Source organism: Chromobacterium sp. FG89 (genome assembly GCF_057808735.1).
Map to the genome: position 1 here is coordinate 91,441 of NZ_JBMDIQ010000017.1, position 22,268 is coordinate 113,708.

The following is a 22,268-nucleotide window of genomic DNA, read 5'->3' on the forward strand; positions in this document are numbered from 1 at the left end:
GGAATGGCGAAATGGAACAAGTAGAAATGCCGCGGCAATTACAGCGGCTACAACAATACCAAGATGAGCTTGTTTGGACCCTGGGCACGGATGATGCCATTGTGGTGCGACCAGGTCTGATTGCCACTTTTTTCTTTGAGGGCGGCAGCTCGATTGCGGTACGTGAAAAAATAGTGGAGTGTTTTGATTATTTCCATGGCCAGTTTGGTCCCCATCTAAAAGGAAAACAAATTGGTTCCGGCAACTATACCAAGATGTCCAAAAATGGTTATGCCGCCAATAGGAATGCCGCTCTTGCCAATGTTGACCCGCATAATGCGTTGGAGTGGACGTTAAGCTCAGAGTCCACTCAGGAGAGGGCTCCCGCCTATGCCATGCAGTGTCTGACACGACGAGAACTACACGAAACGTGGGGGCATAAATCCTATTTGAAGTTCACTCTGCCGCATACCTTATTGTTTGAGAAAAACGGCACCTCTATTTATCAGAATTTAGTTCAGTTTGTTTGTAATGCTCTCTCCCCCATTCATGGCTATGGCGGCCTATCGCCAGTCCTACCTTATGACTTTGACCGCTACTTGCCCAATGAGTACGAACTGGCGCAGCGTTTCATTGGGCTGGATGTGGACAGCATGTCGTTTTCTGCCGGTGCGCACGAGTTGCAAAACCATATCAAAGGCGCCAACTGGCTCACCATTTTGGGGAGTCAGTTCATTCAGAAATTGGGAGGAGAAACATCACTCCGCGCTCAGCTAGCAAGCTGGCCGAATATCGTTCTGAGCACCTACCCTGGTGGCTTGATTATCCAAGCCGGAGAGTACCCTGACCTTGGCGCACCGGAAGACGGCGCCCCCATTTCCTATGTGGCAGTGAATCATGTAGTGAAACCAATTCGCACCACGGAACCAGGCTCCCTGCATTACCACCTGCCTCAACAGAATGGGTTCGACAAGTCCGAAACCGTGAGCTGGTATGCGCGCTTTGACGGTATCCCGTTGCCGGAGGGGCAACCGCTACCGGCACAAGCAGTACATGGGGGGCGATGCGAGGCCGGTAAGCCTTGCCCTGAGAGTGGGCATTGGTGGACGCCCGCTGTGGAGAATTCTCGGCAATATTTCACCCAAGGTGAGCTTATGCCTGATTTCTCGAGCTCAACGTATGGCAGCACGATCTGGTATCGAGAACCGGCCTCCGGCGCCAGATGAGCCATTGAAGAGGAATGCTTAAGCATCCGCAGGCATGCAGATGGGGTAGGGATGGAGCAATGGAGCAAGTAGAAACTCCACGACAATTACAGCGACTACAGCAATACCAAGATGAGCTGGTTTGGACCCTGGGCACGGATGATGCCATTGTGGTGCGCCCAGGGCTGATTGCCACTTTTTTCTTTGAGAAGGGCTGCACAGTTGAGGTCAGGGCAAAGCTCATCGAGTGCTTCGACAGCTTCTACTCCCTCTTTGGTGCGAAGCTAAAAGGGCAGAAATACATGGATGCCAAAACCAGGAAAATGGGCGCATCCGATTATCAGAAGTCCAAAGACAAGATCTTGGCCATCACTGACCCGCACGAGCGGATTGAGTGGTTTGTCAGTAGCGAAGCCGTGCCGGACTTGGCTCCGGAATACTCGGTTTCCTGCTTGACGCAGCAAAGCATTCACGAAGGCTGGGGCGATAAGTCATTTTTCAAAATCGTGCTGCCCGCGGCCACTGTGTTCGATGAAGCAAGCCTTGGTCAGTACCAACAGCTGCTAGCCTTCATCTGTGACGCCTTACAACCGGTTCATGGTTATGGTGGCCTGTCTCCCATCCTGCCATATGACTATCATCGGTACTTGCCCAATGAGTATGAGCTTGCACAACGGTTTATCGGCTTGAATATCGACACCCGCTCCTTCAGCGCCGGAGGCTTCGAGTTGAAGAGTCATATCAAGGGCGCAGACTGGTACACGATTCTGGGAAATGAGTTCGTAGAGCAGTTGGATGGCGAAGAAGTGATTCGCGCTAAGCTAGCGCCCTGGCACGATATTTCCATACGCCGATATACAAGCGGACTGATGATTCAGGCGGGCCCATACCCTGACTTGGGCGCGCCTAATGCCCGCCCTCCGGAGCCCTATGTGGTGGTCAGTCACTTGGTGAGATCGATACGCACCACGGAACCAGGCTCCCTGCATTACCACCTGCCTCAACAGAATGGGTTCGACAAGTCCGAAACCGTGAGCTGGTATGCGCGTTTTGACGATGCGACGCCGGTGCTCAGCCCACCCTCTCCCGCGCCGGCCGGTGCTTGAGCGGCGAGGCCGGGCTTCCCTAGATCAAGTTATGGCAGCACACTGTCTGGTATCGGCAGCGCGAGTAGCGGTGATCATTAGGCTTAGCTTGTAGGCGCAGTATTAATACGAAAAATGCGAAAGACAGTAAATGAATGCACGAGTGGATTTGAATAATCAGGATGTCACCTGGGAGACAAAAGAGCTTGTTGCGGACCCGGCTCGCTTGCTGGCGAGAATGCGGAGCGCGGGTTTGCCCTTGCAGGATGGCGTTGCCGGGGAGGTGGAGGGCGAGTCCGACGGCAGCAAGATCACGGCCTTGGTGGCGGTCAGCGCGGACCGTTTGGCGGCGATTGTCGCGTCACCAAGCGGCTTGGTATACCGGCTGGAGCCGGAGATTATTGAGCAGGAGTGGTGGTCGTTTGCCGCTCGGTATTACTACATCGTGACGGGCAATCTGGCGGATCGGCAATTGTTGGCCGAGCATGCCGGCGTTGAGCTCAGCGCCGTCAAAGGTAAAACGATTTCCAGGAAGAAGCTGGCCGAGCCTTCCGGACTGACTCTGGACCAGTTGTTGGATCAGGCATGCCCGGAACTGGCGCAACGGCAAGAATCGTTATTTGATTGATGGTTTTGGCTGTAACTGCATAGTCGGCAACGCCGCAGCGCCCGCTGCGGCGTTTTCACATCTACATCACCGAGCCAATCAGTCTGTGGCTGGTTTGTAGTTCCTGCCGAACCGGTTCCAGCAAGGTCACGATTTGGTCACAGTTCAGCGTTTTGTCTTCCGGGCAGCTTTGCAGCAGGGTCAGCAGCGCGTGCAGGTTTTGGCTGGCATAGTGGAGGTGCATGGTGCCGCGGGTGATGCTTTCGTCCACGTCCAGATAGCGGCGGTCCAGCTGTTGGCTCAATGTTTCCAGTTCCGAGCAACCCTGGGCGTTGACGCGCAGCGCTGTCAGCAGGTCTTGCAGCTGTTGCAGGACGGGGGTGGCGCTGGCGGCGAGGGTTTCCATCAAGGCGTCGGGGTCGGGGTTTGGTTGGGAGATATTCAATATATTCACTATGGCCTCCACAAACATTTGCTTAAGGAAGCCTGCGCGGCACGCACGGAAGGCGTGGGCAGGCTCATGACAAAGTGGGAGGACCGGAACGTTCCACGGCAGCCCCTTAGGGGCTCAGTGCCATGAGCCCGCCCGGTGGTGGCAGACGCATGAGCACATAGCGAATCGCAGCCAAGCGATTTGCTAAGAAACGTTCAGAACGGGCCTCCCAGCCCATGGCTGCGTTATTTGGCGCAGCGCATGGGCAGAGTAAGGGGGGCAAGGCCCAGCGTCAAGGCGGCGGCGGGCCGGGGTGGGGATTACAGCAGAAAGCCGCCCTTTACGGGCGGCTTTTGGCGTTGCAGCGCCGCGGCGCGGCGATCACACGCCGGTTCTAAGAAGGTGTTTACGATCTTGCGAGCTAGAGCGAGACAGGGCGCAGCGGCTAAGAAAGCGGAATGTAGCTTCGGTACATGAGCATTTCGGAGCAATGCCACCGTGTCACGTCTCACGACGCGCAGCAGATCGTCAATAGGTTCTAAGCCGCGTTCATGGCGGCGCCGGCCGGGGCCGTCACGGCGCCCAGGTCCTGGATGATGTCGTCAATCAGGCGGTCCAGCCGCTGGCTGTCGTGGTGGTGGGGCGTGGTGATCAGGTGGGCCGCGCCGCCGGATCTGGCCAAGCCGTGTTTGTTGCATACCGGTTCAGACGGGCTGGGGAAGACCACGGTGATGGAGTTCTTGCAGCGCCAAGCCTGGATGCCGGCGGACTGGAAACGGTCTATCGCGTATTGGGCCATGTCCAGGCAATGGCGCACTTTGCGACGCCATTCCGCCAGCGGCCGGCTCTTGATGGCTGCCCACAACATCATGGGGGTGTGGCCGTTGCGGGAGCCGCTGATGGTTTGGTCGTTGGCGGAGATGTAGTCGATTTCCACGGAGATGCGCGACACATTGCTGCGTTTGGCCAGCACGATGCCGCACGGCATGGGCGAACCTATCATCTTGTGGCCGGACACGCTGATGGAGTCGATGCCGTCGGCGAAGGAGTAAGGCTGCGGGCTGTCGACAAAGGGCAGGATCATGCCGCTGAGCGCGGCGTCCGCGTGCAGGTAGTAGTCCCGCCGCGGGATGCCGGCCTTAGCCAGCTTGTCCTGGATGACGCCGATGTCGTCCACGGCGCCTTTCATGGTGGTGCCGACGTTGACGAAGACGATGGGGTGGCGTTCCTGGTCTTGCTGGATTTTGGCCACCAGATCGTCGTAGTCGATTTCGCCGCTGGGCAGGGAATCCACCGCGCGGGATTTGATGCGCAGCAGCTTGATGATCTTGGCCACGGAGTAGTGGCTGTCCTTGGAGTAGTACAGCGTGGCGTCCGGGAACAGTTCGCGGGCGAGGTAGCAGCCGAACATATTGCCTTCGGTGCCGCCGTTGGTCACGTAGCCCCAGCTTTGGTCAAAGGGGATGTGGAACAGTTCGGCGAAGAAGTGCATGACTTCGCGTTCGAAGTCGAAGGAATTCAGCAGGTAGTTGCTGCTTTCGTTCCAGTCGCCGCAGTTGTTGATGGAGAAGCGCAGGAAGCGGTGCAAGGGGGCGTAGTCGAAGTCGGCTGACTCTGGATAAGCGAGATTGAAATATTGGTGTTGCAAGCAGTACTGCCAAAAAGATTCGATACGGTTTTGGTCAAGTTGGGACAGCGACATGGGTGACTCCGTGGTTTCTCAGAACCTGTTCACGATCCGCTGCGCGGCGACGGGATAGTTTAGACAGGGCGTTGAGAACGCTTTCGAAATGCTCATGCACTTTGCGCGCATTCCGCTTTCTTGGCTGTTCTCGCCTTGTCTTGTCGGCTTGCAAGATCGTGAATGGGTTCTTGGTGGGTGGGTATTGCTGGTGTTCTTCCTTGTTGGCTGGGCGTGGGTTGGCGCCCGGTTTTGTCTGTTTTAGGGTTTTGTTAGTGGTTTTTAGTGCGTGTTTACGCTCTGGCGAGCAAGCGCGAGACAAGGCGTTGCGGCTGAGGAAGCGGCATGCACTCGTGGCGCATGAGCATTTCGAAGCCGTACTCACCGTGGGGCGTCTCACGACGCGCAGCAGGTCGTAAACAGGTTCCAAGGGCCGGTTCTGCGCGCCGGCCGCGGCCATGCTTCAAGCGTCCGTTTGCCGGGCGTCCAGCAGCGCTTCCCAGCCCGCCAGGGTGGGGGTGCGGCTCAGTTCTTCCGTGCGGACGGGGATGCCGCGGGCGTTGAGCTCCGCGGCCAGCGTCATCAGGCGCAGGGAATCCAGGCCGTAATACATCAGGTTTTCCGTGGGGTTCAGTTCCCCGTCTTCCGCCAGCAGCTGCCGCAGCCGGCCATGCAGCCATTGGCGCGGGTTGGCGGCTGTTGCTTGAGGCGCGCCGTCCGCTTGCGGCGGGGTGGTGCTGATTGCTTTTTCATTCGTCATGACGATTTCACCTGGATCATTGCATCACGCTAAAAATGTAAATTATAATCATTCGCATTTAGAGATGCCATATGGAGATGGAAGAAATGCAAGAAATCCATTTGTCAATTTTCATGGGTGCGCAATGAGAGAGCTGACTTCAATGCAGGCGGCCTGCTGGATGGGCCGGGGCGATCATTCCGATCTGGGTGGCGTCTCTGCGCATTTGTATGCGGAGTTCGACGGCCAGGCCATTGAGCTGCCGCGTTTGGTGGCCGCGCTGGCCCGGCTGGGCCGCGAGCACGCCATGCTGCGCGCCTGCGTAACGGCGGACGGCATGCAGGCGCTGGCGGCGGCGGACAAAGCGCCCCATCTGGAGGTGGAGGATTTCACCGCCTTGGAGGGCGAGGCGCTGGCGCAGCGCCTGGAAGCCAAGCGCCAGCAGTGGACTCATCAGCGGCTTGACCTGGCAACCGGTCAAGCCGTTCGTTTTTCCATCAGCCTGTTTGGCGCGGGCGATAGCCGGCTGCATGTGGACGCGGACATGATCGCCGTGGACCCGTCCAGCTTCCGCGTGCTGATAGAGGATTTGGCGCTGTTTTACGAATCCCCGGACGCGGAGACGCCGCCCACGCCGTCCTTCTTTGAGTGGTGCGACCGGGCGCGGGACGAGCCCTGGCTCAAGGCGGCCCGGGAGCGGGACCGCGAGTGGTGGCGCGCGCAGTTGGCCGATATCGCGCCGGCGCCGTCCTTGCCGCGCCGGCAGGGGCCGGTGGGCGCGGCGTCCAGCCAGCGTCTGTGCGCCTGGCTGGCGCCGGAGCAGCGCCAGGCTTTGCGGCGCTTGGCCAAGGCGCAGCGGCTGACACTGTCCGGCCTGATGCTGGGCGTGTTCGCCCAGGCCTTGGGCGCGGCCAGTGGGGACCGTCGTTTCCGGCTGAATGTGCCGGTGTTCTGGCGGCCGCCGCTGTTGGAGGGCGCGGAGCGCATCATCGGGGAGTTCGCCAATCTGGTGTTGCTGGATGTGGATTTGGACGCGGCGCCGACTTTGGGCGCGCTGTGCCGAAACCTGGCCGCGCAGTTGCTGGAGCGCGCCGGCCATTGCGCTTATCCGGGCGTCAATCTGATGCGGGATCTGTCCCGCCATCACCGTTCGCCGCAGATCGCACCGGTGGTGTTCACCGCGGCGCTGGACATGCCGGGCGGGGAGCTGTTCTCGGAGCGGGTGCGGCGCGCCTTCGGCGCGATGAACTGGGTGATTTCGCAGGGGCCGCAGGTGGCCTTGGACGCGCAGATCGTCAGCGCGGACGGCGGGGTGTTGATCAATTGGGACATCCGCCTGGACGCCTTGCCGCAAGACTGGATCACGCAGCTGTTCAACGATTTCGTGGCCCTGGCCACCGCCGTGGCGGCGGACCCGGCCGCGCTGGAGCGCCCGCTGGCGCAGCCGGAGGCGGAAACGCCGCTGTCGGTGTTGCAGCAGGCGTATCTATTAGGCCGCACCGCGCAGCTGCCGCTGGGCGGGGTGGCGATGCAGGAGTTCCGCGAATACCACGGGACGATGGACCCGGCGCTGCTGCGCGCCCGGCTGGGCGAGATGGTGCGGCGTCACGATTGCCTGCGCACGGTGATAGACGTTGCGCGCTTGCGGCAGCGGGTCCGCGCGCAGCCGCGGGTGAATCTGCGGGAGGTGGATTTGCGCGCCTTGTCGCCGGCGGCGGCCCAGGAGCGGGTGGCGGCGGCGCGCGAGGATTACGCCCACGCGCTGTTTGATCTGGAGCACGCGCCTTGGGAGCTGACGCTGTTCCTGCTGCCGGACGACAGCTTGACGATGTTTGCGCGTTTCGATGCCTTGATTGTCGATGGACGCTCCATCGCCGCGCTGATGCTGGAGCTGTTCCAGGGCATGGCGGAGCCGAGCAGACCGGCCGCCGCCGCGGCGGCCGAGGTTTCTGTTGAAGCCCGCAAGGCGGATGCGCTGTATTGGAAAAACAAGCTGGCCGATTGCGGGGGCGTGCCGCGGCTGCCTTGGCGCAAGCCCTTGGATCAATTGGGCGTGGCGCGCTATGAGCGGCAAAGCCTGACGGTGAGCGCGGAGCGTTTCGAGCGGCTGGGCAAGCTGGGCAATGGGCAGCGCTTTTTCAAGAACACCACGGTGATGGCGCTGGTGTTGGAGGTGTTGTCGCATTGGCTGGACGAGGGCGGCTTGTGCGTGGCGGTGCCGGTGGCGCCGCTGCCGTCCGGCGGTTTCTCCAACCGTTCCAGCTTTATCGCGGTGGCGTGGCAGGCGGGGCTGGACAGCCTGGCGGAGCGCGGCCGCCGCTTGCAGGCGGACGTGATGGAGGGCTTGCAGCACCTGGCCTTCTCCGGCGTGGACCTGGCGCGGATGCTGTTTGAGAGCCATGGCCCCGGCCCGGCGCTGCCGGTGGTGGTGACCAATGGCTTGTCGTGGCCAACAGCGGCGGACGGCGCCATGCGCCAGATCGGCGGGCTGACCCAGACGCCGCAGGTGGCGATGGATCTGCGCTTTTCCGCGCGGGCGGACGGCGCGCTGGTGTTTGACATCGATTACGCCCGCGACGCGCTGGAACCGGCGCTGGTGAGCGCGGTGCTGAGCGCGTTGGAGCGGGCCATCGAGCAGGTGACGGACAGCGGCGTGTTCGAGGCCCCGGCCGGGCGGATGCTGGATTACGGCCATTACCGGCTGAACAGCGTGGAAGCCGAGGCGCGGCGCGAGAATTTCCTCGGCCGCATCGCCGCCCATATCTTCGACCCGGACAACGCCCGGGTGGCGCTGATCAGCGGCCAGCGGCGGATACGCTACGGCGAGCTGGGCGAGGCGGTGTCCCGAGCGATGGCGGCGCTGAAGGCGCGCGGCGTCAGCGCCGGCCAGGTGGTGGCGGTATGCCTGCCGCGCAGCCCGGAACACACCATCGTCACCCTGGCTTGCGCCTTCAGCGGCGTGGTGTGGGTGCCGATAGACGCGGCGTCCCCGGAGGAGCGGCTGCGTTATTTGCTGGACAACTGCCGGCCGGACTTGGTGGTGGCGGCCCAGCCCTTGCCGACGGAGCATGCGCGGGCCACGCCGGAGCAATTGCTGGCCGAGGCCGCGCCGCTGGCCGCGCGCGGCGGCTGGCAGGCGCTGTCGCTGAGCGAGACGCCGGCGTATTACCTGTACACCTCGGGCACCACCGGCAAGCCCAAGTGCGTGGTGTTGTGCAACCGGGCCACGGCCAATGTCATCGGGGCCACGCTGGAGCATTGGCAGGTGAGCCAGCGCGATGTGTGCATGTCGGTGACGCCGCTGCACCACGATATGTCGGTGTTCGACGTGCTGGGCAGCCTGACTGCCGGCGCCACCCTGGTGCTGCCGGAGGCGGGCGAGGAGAAGGACGCGGTGCGCTGGAACCAGCTGGTGGACGAGCACGGCGTCACGCTGTGGTGCACGGTGCCGGCCATGCTGGAGATGTTGCTGTCTTGCCGGCGGGACGGCGGGCTGCACAGCCTGCGGCTGGTGGCCCAGGGCGGGGATTACATCAAGCCGTCCATCGTCGCGGATTTGCGCGCTGTTCTGCCGGCGGCGCGGCTGCTGTCCTTGGGCGGGCCGACGGAAACCACGATCTGGAGCATCTGGCACGACATCGTCGCTGAGGACAGCGCCAAGGTGCCCTATGGCCGGCCGCTGCCCGGCAACCGCTATTGGCTGCTGAACGAGCGCGGCGAGCATTGCCCGGCCGGCGTGGCCGGACGCATTCACACCGCCGGCGTCAATCTGGCGCTGGGCTATCTGGAAAACGGCGAGCTGACCCAGCACGACTTCGTCACGGTGCGCGACGAGGCCGGCCAGCAGGCGCGCGCCTTCCGCACCAGCGACTGCGGCCGTTACCGGCCGGACGGGGTGATGATGTTCGACAGCCGGGTCAACGGCTACGTCAAGGTGCGCGGGGTGCGGGTATCGCTGCCGGACATCGAGATGGAGCTGATCAAGCATCCGGCGCTGGCCCATGTGCTGGTGGTGGATGTGGGCGACGAGCGGCAGGGGGAGTTGGGCATCGGCGCGCTCTACGTGGCCAAGCCCGGCGCGGAGGCGAGCGCGGCGGATCTGCGCGAGCATGCGCGCCGCGTCCTGCCGCAATCCCATGTGCCCACGCGTTTCTTACAGGTGGCGCAACTGCCCTTGTCGCAAAACGGCAAGCCGGACCGCCGCGGCGCGCGCGCCTTGTTGCAGGCGCCGGCCCATGCCCCGGCTCCGGAGCGCGAGGCGGCGCCCGCCGTTGTCGAGGCGCCGGCCGCGGCGACGCGGCACCGGCGTCCGGTGCTGGACATTTATCTGGGCGTGCTGGGGCGTTCTTACCAGGAGCTGGCCGACGAGCTGCTGGACTTCAGCAGCATGGGCTTGCTGCCCCAACATCTGAAAGCCATCGCGGCGCGCATGCGGGAAAGCTTCGCCGTGGAGCTGTCGCCCGGCCAACTGCTGCGTTGCCGCAATGTGGCGGATGTGGAGCGCTTGCTGGTGGCTGGTCAGCCCTGATCAAACTCACCCCGGGGCGGCGATCCCGCCCTGGGGACAATCGATAGAACCTTTGATAGAACCTTGGGAGTTTTTCGCATATGGAAATGGCGAACGTAGATGTTGCCGGCGTCGGCATCGGGCCGTTCAATCTGGGCTTGGCGGCTTTGTTGTCGCGTCACTCGGATATCAAAGGGGTGTTTCTGGAGCGCAAGCCGGCGTTTCGCTGGCATGAGGGTTTGCTGTTGCCGGGCACCACGCTGCAAGTGCCGTTCCTGGCCGACTTGGTCACGCTGGCGGACCCCACGCATCCGCTCAGCTATCTGAACTATCTGCACCAGCATGACCGCCTTTACCAGTTCTACTACTACGACAACACCCTGGTGCCGCGCATCGAATACGACGATTACTGCCGCTGGGCCGCGCAGCAGCTGCCGGCCTGCCGTTTTGGCGAGGAGGTGCGGGACGTGGCTTACGACGCGGACGCGGGGCGTTTCGTAGTGGACAGCGAGTCGGCGTCGGGCGGGATGCGCCGCTACGCCGGCCGCGATCTGGTGGTGGGCGTGGGCACTTCGCCGTGGCTGCCGCCGTGGGCGCGCGCCAGCCGTCACCCGCGAGTGATCCATTCCGCCCAGTTCATCCCAAATCAACAAGCGCTGTCGCAATGCCGGCGCGTCACCGTGATCGGCTCCGGCCAGAGCGCGGCGGAGTGCGTGCTGGCGCTGTTCCGCGAGCTGAGCCCGGAGCAGGTGGCGGCCGGGGCGTCCATACAGTGGATCACGCGCGCGCCGGGCTTCCACCCGATGGAGTTTTCCAAGCTGGGGCAGGAGTGCTTCACCCCGGCTTATATGCAGTACTTCCACAGCATCCCGCGCGAGAAGCGCCGCGAGGTGGTGGCCGGCCAGGGCCTGCTGTACAAGGGCATCAGCTTCTCCACCATCGGCGATATTTTCGATCTGCTCTACGAGCGTTCGATAGGCGGCCGCGATCCGGGCCTGAAGCTGTATTCCAATTGCGATGTGGAGGCGCTGGAGGAACTGGGCGCGGACGGCGCGCTGCGCATGACTTGCCATCACCGGCAGCTGGGCCAGCGTTGCCAACTGGAGACGGACGCCATCGTCGCGGCCACCGGCTACGCCCACGCCTGGCCGCAGTGGTTTGAGCGCTTGAAGGAGACGGTGCTGGAGGTGGACGCGCAGGGCGATTGCATCGTGGAGGAGGATTTCACCGCCCGCCGCCGCGATCAGGGGCCGGGCCGGGTGTTTGTGCAGAACGCGGAGATTTTCCAGCACGGGGTGGGCTCGCCGGACCTGGGCATAGGCCCGATCCGCAACGCGGCCATCATCAATCAGTTGCTGGGTCAGCCGCGTTATCGCCTGCCGCAGCGTTCGGCGTTCCAGCATTATGGGCTGCCGCAGGGCTAGGTTCTAAACCGGCCGGTGGGTATCGCCTTCGGCTCCACCCACCCTACGAAGGCTGCTTGTCGCTGTAGGGTGGGTGGAGCCGAAGGCGATACCCACGCGGACTGGGCCTAGGGCGCATCGGACGCGGGGTTTCCTGGGGCCAAGCTAAGGTGAAATAGATTGCGAATAGGCTCTGAAGCCGAATGGAATTGACGCCCCCGCTCTCGTTTGAGGGCGGGGGCGTCAAGGTTTTGCGCGCCGTATCTCCGACGCGTAGCGGACCGTAAACGACGGCTTAGCCCAGCAGCTCTTCCAGCCTCCGCTCGCTGGCGTCGCCCGCGCTCAAGAGCGCGAACAAGCGGTGCAGCGTGGCGCAGATGGCCTCTAGCTGGGCGGCGGAGTAGCGCTCCGCGCGGTAGGTGATGACCAGGCGCAGCGAGCCGTCGTGCGCGTCTTCCATGATTTCGAACTGCAGGCCGAACATGGATTCGCTCTTGTCCGGGTCGATCTGGCGGTAGCGGATCTCGCCACCGTCCGGGGCCGGCAGCGCGCCGTTGAGCGCGTTGTTGGCATGGACCTGAACGTAGACGTCGAACAGCAGGCCGTCCGCCGGCGTCATGCCCAGCGCGTTTTGCACCAGTTCCAGCGGAATGTCGGCGTAGGCCATGGAGTCGTTGATGGTCAGGGTCACGTCCTTGAGCAGGCTGCCCAGCGATTGCCCGCGGTCGAAGCGCACCCGATGCGCCACCATGGTGGTGAAGTAGCCGACGGTGTCGAAATACGCCGCGTCGGTGCGGCCGGAGGACGAGGTGCCGATCACGATTTCCGGCAGATCGCCCAGCTTATGCAGGGCCAGCGCGATGGCGGTGTAGACCACGCTGAACAGCGAGGAGTCATGACGCTTGGCGAAGGCGGTGATCGCTTCCTGCGTGCCCGGCTCGGGCTTGAACTCCAGCCATTTGGCCTTGAAGCCGGCGGCTTGGTCGGGCGCGGCGGCCGGCGCGGCCGGGTCCGGCAGGCGCAGGCCCGGCGTGGCGCCGCGCAGCATGGCGGTCCAGTAGTCCATGTGGCGCGGGTTGACGCCCTGGCTCTGTTGTTCCAGCGCGAAGGCGTGGAAGGAGGGCGCCGGGGCGGCCCATTGCGGCGCCTTGCCGGCGGCGCGGGCGCGGTAGGCCAGCGCCAGCTCGTCCATCATCACATTGAGCGACCATTCATCGATCGCCATGTGATGCACCAGGAAGGACAGGGTCTGGCGGCCGGTGGCCGGGTGGCGCAAGAAGCGTATCCGCAGCGGCAGTTCCCGGCTCAGGTCGAAGCGGTGGGCGGCTTCGTCCGCCAGCGTCAGCCCCTCGCTCTCCGCGCTGCTCCAGAACCACTTGTAGCCGCCGGTTTCCGTCAGCGGCACGATGCGCTGGAGCGCGGCGCCGTCTTCTTGATGGAAGGTGGCGCGCAGGCTGGCGTGGCGTTCCAGCAAGTCCGTGAAGGCCAGGCGGAACAGGTTTTCGTCCACCGGATCGAGGAAGTCCAGCGCGAAGGGCAGGTTGAAGATGGTGCCGAAGTCGTAGGCGGCGTAGGCGCGCCACAGCGAGGCTTGCGCCAGCGCCAGCGGCGCTTGCCGCACTTCGGTGGACGGCGCGGCCTGACGGCGTTGTTCGCTGACGGTGGCGCGCGCGGCCAGCGCGGCGGCGGTGGGCGCTTCAAAGAAGTCGTTGAAGCGGATCTGGATGCCGTGCTTGCTTTGCAGCGTGCCGATGATGCGGGTGGCCAGCAGCGAATGGCCGCCGAAATCGAAGAAGTTGTCGTCCGGCTTCATGCCGGGCTCGGCCAGCACGGCGCGCAGTTCGCTCAGGATGACGGCGGCGATCGCGTCCTGGCCGTCGGCGGCGGGCTGGGCGGCCGCCGGCGGGCGGTAGCCGGTTTCGCCGGCCTGCAAGGGCAGCGGCGTCAGCGTCAGCGGGCGGCGGGCGGCATCCAGTTGCCGATAGCCCTGGGCCAGCGCGTCCGCCAGGGCCTTGAAGGGCTGGGCCGGCTCCAGGATGGGGTGCAGGCTCAGCGCCAGCACGGCGCTGTGTTCGGTGTGGACGATCAGGGCCTGGAACGGCGGCTGCGTCTCCGCGTCCCAGGGCGCCGCGCGCAGCGCGAGCAGGCGCTCGGTTAGCTGGGCTTCGCTCATGCGCGGGAAGGCGATGCAAGGGTGCCAGCCGTCCACATGGGATTTGCGCAGATCGCCGTCGTCGCTGAACTGGTAGCGGGCGTTCAGCTCCGGCCGGGCCTGGATCAGCTGTTGCAGCGCCAGGGTCAGCAGGGCGAGGTCCGTTTGCTCGTCCAGCCGCCAGGCGTCGACAAGGCGGTTCAGGCGTTCCGGGTGTTGCTGCTGCAATAGCCAGCATTGTTCTTCGTGAAGGCTCAGGGGCAGGCGCTGCGACGGGATGTCGGGGTGGGGGTGCGACAAGAGTGGTCTCCTTCTGAAATTCAACAGCCAATAATCGTTGCGGGCGGCGACGGGAGGCCTTTGACGGTCGCCAGTCAACAGGACGCGTCGTCGGGGGGATGACGGCCCTGGGAATGCGTGCGGCGGGTTCTTGCGATGAGATGTCTACGGCATGGCAGGCGCGGGATTCCGGCCGTGTCAGTCATGGCCCCATCGGGCTGAGGGGGCGCTTATGCGTCATGCCCGGCGGCCGTAAACTGGCTTTTCGGCATAATTCATGCAAAGGACATTGGTTGATTACGTCTTGTATGACGTATTGACAATGTCGGTGATAATAATAAAAATGATTATCATTTGCAAATACAAGTGAAAAGGAGAGGGGCGTGGACAATGGCCCGATCACTTTTCAGTCGCAATTGCGGAGCTTGTACCTGGATCACCACGGCTGGCTGTGCGGCTTGTTGCAGCGCAAGTTGGGCAATCCGAACGATGCGACGGAGCTGGCTCACGACATTTACCTGCACCTCATCCAGAAAGGCCGGCTTCCGCCGGCGGACGAATCGCGCTGCCATTTGGCGCAAATCGCCAAAGGCAAGGTGATTGATCTGCTGCGCCGCCGCCGGCTGGAGGCCCGTTATCTGGAAAGCCAGGCCTTGCAGCCGGAGCCGCGCGCGCAGTCGGAAGAGGCGCGCGCGCTGGTGAAGGAGGAGATCAAGGGCGTGGACCTGGCGCTGATGGGCAAATCGTTCAAGGTGCGCCAGGCCCTGCTCTTGTCCCGGCTCAACGGCATGAGCTATGGCGATATCGCCGCGGAGCTGCAGGTGTCGGTGTCGTCGGTGGAGAAATACGTCGCGCTCGGCCTGCAGGCTTGCCGCCGCAGCGTGGAGGCCGGCCTGGGGCAGGGCGCGTGCAAGCCGCATTCATTAATTCGTGTCGTAGAGGAGTTGTCATGAGTGTTGAGGAAGAGGTTTTGGGAGAGGCGGCCGCGGCCGGGCCTATCGCCCGCGTGTTGGCGCCGATACGCGGCCGGCTGATCGCCGCCGGCTTGCTGGCGGGTTTGGGGTCCATGCTGAGCCTGGCGCCGCTGGCCGGCGTCGCCCATATCGCGCAGCTGGCGCTGGGCCAGGGCGCGGCCGCCTTGGGCGGCGATGTCTTGTGGCGGGTGGTGGGCCTGAGCCTGCTTTGCCTGTTCGCCGGCATGACGCTGATCCTGGCCGGCGACGTGGTGGCCCATCTGGCGGACAACCGCATCACCGGCCTGCTGCGTCTGGCCATCACCCGCCGGCTGGCCAAGGTGCCGCTGGGCTGGTTCACCAGCCGCGCCTCGGGCGAGGTCAAGCAGGCGATGCACGACGATATCGGCACCCTGCACAGCCTGACCGCCCATTTCTACACCACGCTGGGGCGCAGCGCGGGCGCGGTGCTGGCTTCCATTGCGTATCTGTTCGCGATGGACTGGCGCATGGCCATCGCCTCGCTGCTGCCGTTTCCGCTGTTCTTCCTGTTCTTCGCGCGGGCGCACAAGGCCAGCGCGGCCAATATGGAGAGCTTTGGCGCCGGCATGGCGCGCATCAACAACGCGGTGGTGGAGTTCGTCAACGGCATTCCGGTGGTCAAGGCCTTCGGCGCGCAGCACAAGGCGCACGGCAGCTACCGCGCGGCGATAGACGCCTTCGCCAGCGCCTTCACCGATTTCACCCGGCCGCTGGTCAGCGCGATGGCCAACGCCAACGCCATCATCGCGCCGGTGTCGGTGCTGGGCGTGGTGCTGGCTTTCGGCGCGCTGATGGTGGGCCTGGGCTGGATCGCCCCGGTGGACGTGCTGCCCTTCGCCCTGGTGGCGCCGGGCCTGAGCTCGCCGCTCTTGATGCTGAGCTACATCACTCATGATTTGAACCACGCCACCGGCGCGGCCCAGCGCGTGCACGCGCTGCTGCAGACCCCGGTGCTGGAAACCGCCGCCGGCGCGGCGCGGCCGGCCGACGCCGAAATCCGCGTGGAAGGGCTGAGTTACGGCTATTCCGAGCAGGAGCCGGTGCTGTCCGGCATCGATTTCACGCTGGCCCCGGGCACGGTGACGGCCATCGTCGGCCCCTCCGGCGCAGGCAAGTCCACGCTGGCGCGGCTGCTGCTGCGCTTCTTCGATCCCAGCGCCGGGCGCATCACCCTGGGCGGCGTGGATTTGCGGCAGCTGGACAGCGCGGAGCTGTATCGGCGCATCGGCTTCGTGCTGCAGGACGTGCGCCTGATTCACGCCAGCGTGCGCGACAACATCGCGCTGGGCCGGCCTTCCGCCAGCCAGGCGGAAATCGAGGAAGCCGCGCGCATGGCCAATATCCATGATCGCATTCTCGAACTGCCGCGCGGCTACGACGCGGTGATCGGCGAGGACGTGCAGTTCTCCGGCGGCGAGGCCCAGCGGCTGAGCATCGCCCGCGCGGTGTTGCTGGACCCGCCGGTGCTGGTGCTGGACGAGGCGACGGCGGCCGCCGACGCGGAAAACGAGGTCAAGCTGCAGCAGGCGCTGTCCGCCTTCGCCCGCGGCCGCACCCTGGTGGTGATCGCTCACCGGCTGGACACGGTGATGCAGGCGGACCAGATCCTGGTGGTGGACAAGGGCCGGCTGATCGAGCGCGGCCGGCACCATGAGTTGCTGGAACAGGGCGGCTGCTACGCGCGGCTGTGGGCGCAGGGTCATTACGGCAAGGCCGGAGAAGCAGAACAGGAAGGATTGGTGCCGCAATGTTGAAGACTTTTATTCGGCTGCTGGGGGAGGACGCGGCCAAATTGCGCCGTTACGCGTGGCTGGCGCTGACCTACAGCCTGCTGTGCGGCGTGACCATCGTGATGCTGGCGCCGGTGCTCAGCCATCTGCTGGCCGGCGAGGCGCGCGCGGCCGGCGCGTGGCTGGCGGCGCAGGCGCTGGGCGTGGCGCTGTGCTGGGGCTTGCGGCGCAAGGTGGAGAAAGCCGGCATCGCCGTCGGCATCGCCGTGCTGCAAGGCGGACGCCACCGTTTGGCCGAGCATGTCGGCGGCCTGCCGGTGGGCTGGTTCAGCGCCGGCAACACCGCCCGGCTCAATCACATCGCCACCCAGGGCATGATGGAAATGGCCCAACTGCCGGCCCATGTGTTCACCCCGCTGTTTGTCGGCGTGGTGACGCCGGTGGTGGTGCTGGGCGCGCTGTTCGCCGTCAATCCGCTGATGGGCTGGGTGGGGCTGGCCAGCCTGCCTTGCCTGCTGCTGGTGTTTGGGCTGACCGCGCGGCTGAGCCAGCGCGCGGACCAGGCCTATCAGCAGCACGCCGGCCAGAGCAGCCAGCGCATGGTGGAGTTCGCGCAGGCGCAATCGGTGCTGCGCGCCTTCAACGGCGAAAGCGGCGGCACGCGTTTCCTGGAGCAGGCCATCGCCCAGCAGCAGCGCTCCGGCCGGCGCCTGATCCGGCTGTCGGCCTTGTCCTCGGTGCTCAACGTCTGGGCGGTGCAGGCCAGTTTCGCCGCGCTGCTGCTGGTGGCCGCGCTGTGGCTGAGCGACCATGCCGGCCTGGGTCTGACCCCGGCCACGGTGATTCCGGCGCTGGTGGCGCTGATGCTGATGAGCCGCTTCATCGACCCGCTGCTGGACGTGGCCGGCTATAGCGAGGTGCTGCGCGGCGCGCGCGGCCAGCTGCAGGCGGTGGCCAAGCTGTTCGAGGTGGAGCCCATGGCCGAGCCGGTCCGTTCCGGCGAACCGGCGGACGCCTCGGTGGAGTTGAACCGGGTGGGCTTCCGCTACGGGCCGGAACAGGTGCAAGTGCTGAGCGAGCTCAGCCTGCGGATAGCGCCGGGCAGCATGACGGCGCTGGTGGGCGCGTCCGGTTCCGGCAAAACCACGGTGTTGCGCCTGATCGCCCGCTTCTTCGACGTGGACCAGGGCGAGGTGAAAGTGGGCGGCGTGGATGTCCGCGATCTGTCCAGCGAACGGCTGGCCGGCCAGATCAGCCAGATCTTCCAGGACGCTTATCTGTTCCAGGGCAGCATCGGCGACAACATCCGCATCGGCAAGCCGGACGCCAGCGACGCCGAAGTGCTGGCGGCGGCCAGGCTGGCCGGGGTGGAGGAAATCATCGAACGCCTGCCGCAGGGCCTGGACACGCCGGTGGGCGAGGGCGGCGCGCGCTTGTCTGGCGGCGAACGCCAGCGCATCTCCATTGCGCGCGCGCTGATCAAGGACGCGCCCATCCTGTTGGTGGACGAGGCCACGGCGGCGCTGGACACCGAGAACCAGGCCGCCATCGCCGAGGCGCTGGCCCGGCTGCGCGGCAAGCGCACCCTGATCGTCATCGCCCACCAGCTGTCCACGGTGGAGATGGCGGACCAGATCGTGGTGCTGGAGGACGGCAAGGTGCGCGAGCAAGGCAGCCATGCCGAGCTGAGCGCGCGCGCGGGTCTTTACGCCCACTTCCTGGAGCAGCGCAGAAGCGCAAAAGGCTGGCGCATCACCGCGGCGCCGGCCGCAGAGGCCCTGTCTTGAAACGACTCGCCTTGCCGCTGCTGCTCTTGGCCTGCAGCGGCTTGTCTTTGATGGTGGGGGCCAAACAGATGGCCTGGACCGGGCCGCTGGCCCTGTCCGACGACAGCTGGCTGACCCTCACCGCCAGCCGGCTGCCGCGTCTGGCGGCGTTGCTGCTGGTGGGGGTGGGGCTGTCGGTGTGCGGGGTGATCCTGCAGCAGATCGTGCGCAACCGCTTTGTGGAGCCGGCCACCTCCGGCGGGCTGGACGCGGCCAAGCTGGGCATCCTGGTGGGGCTGAGCCTGGTCCCGGAGGCCGGCAACCTGGGGCGGATGCTGTTCGCGCTGGCTTTCTGTTTTGTCTCCAGCCTGGTCTTCATCGCCATCATCCGCCGCATCCAGTTCAAGAACACCGTGCTGGTGCCGGTGATAGGGCTGATGTACGGCAGCGTGCTCAGCGCCGTGGCCGAATTCTACGCCTACCGCCACAACATCCTGCAAAGCATGCAGGGCTGGCTGCTGGGCGATTTTTCCAAGATCGTCGAAGGCAATTACGAGATCGTTTACCTGATCCTGCCCATCGTCGCGCTGGCGTATTGCTACGCCCACCGCTTCACCGTGCTGGGCATGGGCGAGGAGATGGCGGCCAGCCTGGGCCTGAGCTATGCGGCCACCGCGGCGCTGGGCCTGGTGCTGGTGGCGGTGACGGTGGCCGCCACCGTCATCACCGTGGGCGCCATTCCCTTTGTCGGCCTGGTCATTCCCAATCTGGTGGCGCTGCGCTGGGGCGAGAACCTGCAGCGCACGCTGCCCATCGTCGCCGCCTGCGGCGCCTTGTTGATGTTGGTTTGCGACATCATAGGCCGCCTGCTGATCTACCCGTTTGAAGTGCCCATCGGCCTGACCGCGGGCAGCGTGGGCGGCGTTCTGTTCCTGATGATGATTCTATGGAAGCACAAATGAGGGACGCCCTGATCCGCCGCGGCGTCTGGGCGCTGGCGGCGGCGCTGGCGCTGGCGTTCCTGCTGCTGGGCTCCGGCCTGGATTTCGATTACGTGATTCCCAACCGCCTGATCCGCCTGGCGGCGATGGGGGTGGCCGGCGTCTGCATCGCCGTGTCCGCGCTCACCTTCCAGACGCTGACCGGCAACCGCATCCTGACCCCGGCCATCATGGGTTACGAGGCGATCTACCTATTGCTGCAGGCGCTGCTGGTATTGCTGCTGGGCGCGCAAAGCCTGGCGCTGCTGGGCCGTCACGGCAACGCGTTGCTGTCCATCGCGGTGATGCTGGCCTATTCCTGGGCCTTGCATCGCGCGTTGTTCCGCAAGGAGCGCAACGATCTCTATCTGCTGTTGCTGAGCGGCCTGGTGCTGACCATGGTGCTGGGCACTTTCACCCAGTTCATCCAGCTCAAGACCAGCCCCGGCGAGTTCGCCATCCTGCAGGGCTTCAGCTACGCCTCCTTCAACCGGGTTCAGCCCGGGGCGCTGCTGTTCGCCGCGCTGCTGACCGCGGCCGCGGCCTGGCTGGTGCGCCGGCGGCTGGCGGTGCTGGACGTGCTGCTGCTGGGGCGCGAGCAGGCCATTTCCCTGGGCGTGGATTACCCCGGCAATGTGCGCATGCAGCTGGCGCTGATCGCGGTGCTGGCGGCGGTGTCCACCAGCCTGGTGGGGCCCACCGCCTTCATGGGCGTCTTCGTCGCCAACATCACTTACGCGCTGGCGCGCACCTTCCGGCACCGGGTCACGCTGCCGCTGGCCTGCGCCGTCGCCATCGCCATCTTCATTGCTGCCCAACTCCTGGTGGAGCAGCTGTTCAATTACAAAACCACCGTCAGCATCCTGGTCAACCTGGTATGCGGCGCTTATTTCCTGGCGCTGATGGTGCGCAGCAGAGGACATGCATGATCACGCTTGAGCGCGTCTACAAAGCCTACGGCGACAAACAAGTGCTGCGCGACGTCAATCTCAGTTTTCCCTCCCGGCAAGTCACCTCGCTGATCGGCCCCAACGGGGCCGGCAAGAGCACGCTGCTGATGTCCGTCGCCCGGCTGTTGAAGCCCAGCGCCGGCCGCATCCTGATGGACGGCGAGGAGATAGAGCGGATTCCGCTGCGCAGCTACGCCAAGCGCGTGGCCACCTTGCGTCAGCACCCCAATATCGGCCTGCGCCTGACGGTGGAGGAGCTGGTGGGTTTCGGCCGCTTCCCTTACAGCCAGGGCCTGCTGAGCCGGGACGACCGCCGCGCGGTGGACGAGGCGCTGGCCTTCCTGGGCCTGCAGCCGCTGCGCGCCCGCTATCTGGATGAGCTCAGCGGCGGTCAGCGGCAGATGGCTTTTCTGGCGATGAGCATCGCCCAGCAGTCCGACTACCTGCTGCTGGACGAGCCGCTCAACAACCTGGACATGAAGCACGCGGTGCGCATCATGCAGGCGATACGCCGGCTGAGCGAGGAACAAGGCCGCACCGTGATCCTGGTGGTGCACGACATCAACTTCGCCGCCAATTACTCGGACCACATCGTCGCGATGAAGGCGGGCGCGGTGCATGGCTGCGGCCCGGTGGCCGAGGTGGTCACCCAGGCGCGGCTGCGCGATCTCTACGGCCTGGCCGTGGACATCCTGCCCAGCGAGCGCGGCTTCGTCTGCAATTACTTCAATCCCTCACCCACTGGAGAAACCGTATGAGCATTCATAAGACGCCGCGCGCGCGCGCGGCCCTGCTGGCGCTGGCCGTGGCCGGCGGCTTGCTGGGCTGCGACGCCCGACAGGCCGCGCCGGAAGCGGCCGCCGCCGCGCCGGCGGCCCAGGCCGCCTACGCCCCGGTCACCGTCAAGCATGAGCTGGGCACCACCCAGATCAAGAAGCGGCCGGAGCGGGTGGTGGCCTTCGACATGAGCGAGCTGGACGCGCTGGACCAGTTGGGCGCGCCGGTGGCGGGCATCTCCAAGGACTATGTGGCCGGCTTCCTGAAGAAGTACGAGCAGGACCCCAAGGTGATGGACGTGGGCACCACCATCCAGCCCAATCTGGAACGGCTGCACGCGCTCAAGCCGGACCTGATCCTGATCTCCCCGCTGCAGGCGCAGAGCTATCCGGAGCTGAGCCGCATCGCGCCGACGCTGCATTACGACATCGACCTCAACAACCGCCCCGGCCATACCCTGGACACGGCCAAGGAGCATTTGCTGACCCTGGGCCGGATTTTGGGCAAGGAGGCGCTGGCGCGCGAGAAAGCCGGCGAGATCGACGCCAAGATCAAGCAGGTGCGCGAGGTGACCGCCGGCCGCCCGGAGAAGGCGCTGATCGTGCTGCACAACAACGGCGCTTTCACCTCCTACGGCGTGCGCTCGCGCTACGGCTACATCTTCGACACCCTGGGCGTGAAGCCGGCCAGCAATGAGACCAATAGCGGCCTGCACGGCCAGCCCATTTCCAATGAGTTCATCCAGCAGGCGGACCCGGACATCTTGTACGTGATAGACCGCACCGCGGTGATGGAGCGGCGGCCGGCCCTGAATCTGAAAACCCTGGACAACCCGCTGCTGCGGCAGACCAAGGCCTGGCGCAAGGGCAAGGTGATCTTCGCCGACGCCGAAACCTGGTATCTGTGCACCGCCAGCCTGAGCTGCCTGAACCGGATTGGGGATGAGGTGATCAAGGGCTATCGCAGCTGAAAGCCGGTTTACGATCTTTACTGCCGTGTT

16 protein-coding genes are annotated in these 22,268 nt (G+C 64.8%); 12 read left to right on the plus strand and 4 right to left on the minus strand.

What is annotated here, in order from left to right:
• The first annotated feature begins 11 nt into the window (after positions 1 to 11).
• From ACODRW_RS16865 to ACODRW_RS16875, 3 genes are all read left to right on the plus strand, one after another.
• A complete protein-coding gene (locus tag ACODRW_RS16865; RefSeq protein ID WP_488906252.1) occupies positions 12 to 1,205 on the plus strand; it encodes a type VI immunity family protein in 1,194 nt (397 codons plus the stop codon).
• 59 nt (positions 1,206 to 1,264) lie between these two features.
• Positions 1,265 to 2,290 (plus strand): type VI immunity family protein, encoded by a 1,026-nt coding sequence (locus ACODRW_RS16870; RefSeq protein ID WP_235085305.1) that lies wholly within the window; start codon positions 1,265 to 1,267, stop codon positions 2,288 to 2,290.
• A 130-nt stretch (positions 2,291 to 2,420) separates the two neighbouring features.
• Positions 2,421 to 2,897, plus strand: coding sequence for a hypothetical protein (locus tag ACODRW_RS16875; protein WP_146176754.1), 477 nt, complete (start codon positions 2,421 to 2,423; stop codon positions 2,895 to 2,897).
• Positions 2,898 to 2,958: 61 nt separating this feature from the next.
• On the opposite strand, the gene ACODRW_RS16880 is transcribed toward ACODRW_RS16875, so the two are convergent.
• The 3 genes from ACODRW_RS16880 to ACODRW_RS16890 all read right to left on the minus strand — a co-directional run bounded on the left by ACODRW_RS16880 (position 2,959) and on the right by ACODRW_RS16890 (position 5,750).
• Positions 2,959 to 3,330 carry a hypothetical protein gene (locus ACODRW_RS16880; RefSeq protein ID WP_227106162.1) on the minus strand — a complete coding sequence of 124 codons (372 nt, stop codon included), beginning with the start codon at positions 3,328 to 3,330 and terminating at the stop codon, positions 2,959 to 2,961.
• Between the two features lie 517 nt (positions 3,331 to 3,847).
• The gene (locus ACODRW_RS16885; RefSeq protein ID WP_227106163.1) at positions 3,848 to 5,011 is read right to left on the minus strand and encodes a histidine decarboxylase; all 1,164 of its coding nucleotides are present in this window, start codon (positions 5,009 to 5,011) and stop codon (positions 3,848 to 3,850) included.
• A gap of 442 nt (positions 5,012 to 5,453) precedes the next feature.
• Positions 5,454 to 5,750, minus strand: coding sequence for a phosphopantetheine-binding protein (locus ACODRW_RS16890; protein WP_488906253.1), 297 nt, complete (start codon positions 5,748 to 5,750; stop codon positions 5,454 to 5,456).
• Positions 5,751 to 5,874: 124 nt separating this feature from the next.
• Between ACODRW_RS16890 and ACODRW_RS16895 the strand changes: the two genes are divergently transcribed.
• Positions 5,875 to 10,257 carry an amino acid adenylation domain-containing protein gene (locus tag ACODRW_RS16895; protein ID WP_488906254.1) on the plus strand — a complete coding sequence of 1,461 codons (4,383 nt, stop codon included), beginning with the start codon at positions 5,875 to 5,877 and terminating at the stop codon, positions 10,255 to 10,257.
• 86 nt (positions 10,258 to 10,343) lie between these two features.
• Positions 10,344 to 11,660 carry a putative histamine N-monooxygenase gene (basC, locus tag ACODRW_RS16900; protein WP_488906255.1) on the plus strand — a complete coding sequence of 439 codons (1,317 nt, stop codon included), beginning with the start codon at positions 10,344 to 10,346 and terminating at the stop codon, positions 11,658 to 11,660.
• A gap of 274 nt (positions 11,661 to 11,934) precedes the next feature.
• Here the strand turns inward: basC and ACODRW_RS16905 are convergent, their stop codons facing one another.
• Positions 11,935 to 14,091: a condensation domain-containing protein gene (locus ACODRW_RS16905; RefSeq protein WP_488906256.1), complete on the minus strand. Its 2,157-nt coding sequence runs from the start codon at positions 14,089 to 14,091 to the stop codon at positions 11,935 to 11,937.
• A 362-nt stretch (positions 14,092 to 14,453) separates the two neighbouring features.
• Here ACODRW_RS16905 and ACODRW_RS16910 point away from each other — a divergent pair, with 362 nt between their 5' ends.
• The 7 genes from ACODRW_RS16910 to ACODRW_RS16940 are packed head-to-tail and all read left to right on the plus strand — an operon-like array spanning position 14,454 to position 22,238.
• Entirely contained in the window at positions 14,454 to 15,023 is a 570-nt protein-coding gene (locus tag ACODRW_RS16910) for a sigma factor-like helix-turn-helix DNA-binding protein (RefSeq protein WP_253314688.1), read from the plus strand.
• A complete protein-coding gene (locus tag ACODRW_RS16915) occupies positions 15,020 to 16,819 on the plus strand; it encodes an ABC transporter ATP-binding protein (RefSeq protein ID WP_227106179.1) in 1,800 nt (599 codons plus the stop codon). Before ACODRW_RS16910 ends, ACODRW_RS16915 begins: the two co-directional genes overlap by 4 nt.
• Entirely contained in the window at positions 16,813 to 18,582 is a 1,770-nt protein-coding gene (locus tag ACODRW_RS16920; RefSeq protein WP_107801074.1) for an ABC transporter ATP-binding protein, read from the plus strand. The genes ACODRW_RS16915 and ACODRW_RS16920 overlap by 7 nt, the downstream gene beginning before the upstream one ends.
• Positions 18,579 to 19,523 (plus strand): ABC transporter permease, encoded by a 945-nt coding sequence (locus tag ACODRW_RS16925; protein WP_304502822.1) that lies wholly within the window; start codon positions 18,579 to 18,581, stop codon positions 19,521 to 19,523. Before ACODRW_RS16920 ends, ACODRW_RS16925 begins: the two co-directional genes overlap by 4 nt.
• A complete protein-coding gene (locus ACODRW_RS16930) occupies positions 19,520 to 20,470 on the plus strand; it encodes an iron chelate uptake ABC transporter family permease subunit (protein WP_107801073.1) in 951 nt (316 codons plus the stop codon). The genes ACODRW_RS16925 and ACODRW_RS16930 overlap by 4 nt, the downstream gene beginning before the upstream one ends.
• Positions 20,467 to 21,249: an iron ABC transporter ATP-binding protein gene (locus tag ACODRW_RS16935; RefSeq protein ID WP_227106188.1), complete on the plus strand. Its 783-nt coding sequence runs from the start codon at positions 20,467 to 20,469 to the stop codon at positions 21,247 to 21,249. The genes ACODRW_RS16930 and ACODRW_RS16935 overlap by 4 nt, the downstream gene beginning before the upstream one ends.
• On the plus strand, positions 21,246 to 22,238 hold the full coding sequence (locus ACODRW_RS16940) for a siderophore ABC transporter substrate-binding protein (protein ID WP_488906257.1): 993 nt from the start codon (positions 21,246 to 21,248) through the stop codon (positions 22,236 to 22,238). Before ACODRW_RS16935 ends, ACODRW_RS16940 begins: the two co-directional genes overlap by 4 nt.
• Positions 22,239 to 22,268: the final 30 nt, after the last annotated feature.

Excerpts from the sequence above, each read along its gene's own strand:
- ACODRW_RS16865 (WP_488906252.1), top strand. The coding sequence starts at position 12 with ATGGAACAAGTAGAAATGCCGCGGCAATTACAGCGGCTACAACAATAC.
- ACODRW_RS16870 (WP_235085305.1), top strand. The coding sequence starts at position 1,265 with ATGGAGCAAGTAGAAACTCCACGACAATTACAGCGACTACAGCAATAC.
- ACODRW_RS16875 (WP_146176754.1), top strand. The coding sequence starts at position 2,421 with ATGAATGCACGAGTGGATTTGAATAATCAGGATGTCACCTGGGAGACA.
- ACODRW_RS16885 (WP_227106163.1), bottom strand. The coding sequence starts at position 5,011 with ATGTCGCTGTCCCAACTTGACCAAAACCGTATCGAATCTTTTTGGCAG.
- ACODRW_RS16890 (WP_488906253.1), bottom strand. The coding sequence starts at position 5,750 with ATGACGAATGAAAAAGCAATCAGCACCACCCCGCCGCAAGCGGACGGC.
- ACODRW_RS16895 (WP_488906254.1), top strand. The coding sequence starts at position 5,875 with ATGAGAGAGCTGACTTCAATGCAGGCGGCCTGCTGGATGGGCCGGGGC.
- basC (WP_488906255.1), top strand. The coding sequence starts at position 10,344 with ATGGCGAACGTAGATGTTGCCGGCGTCGGCATCGGGCCGTTCAATCTG.
- ACODRW_RS16915 (WP_227106179.1), top strand. The coding sequence starts at position 15,020 with ATGAGTGTTGAGGAAGAGGTTTTGGGAGAGGCGGCCGCGGCCGGGCCT.
- ACODRW_RS16920 (WP_107801074.1), top strand. The coding sequence starts at position 16,813 with ATGTTGAAGACTTTTATTCGGCTGCTGGGGGAGGACGCGGCCAAATTG.
- ACODRW_RS16930 (WP_107801073.1), top strand. The coding sequence starts at position 19,520 with ATGAGGGACGCCCTGATCCGCCGCGGCGTCTGGGCGCTGGCGGCGGCG.
- ACODRW_RS16935 (WP_227106188.1), top strand. The coding sequence starts at position 20,467 with ATGATCACGCTTGAGCGCGTCTACAAAGCCTACGGCGACAAACAAGTG.
- ACODRW_RS16940 (WP_488906257.1), top strand. The coding sequence starts at position 21,246 with ATGAGCATTCATAAGACGCCGCGCGCGCGCGCGGCCCTGCTGGCGCTG.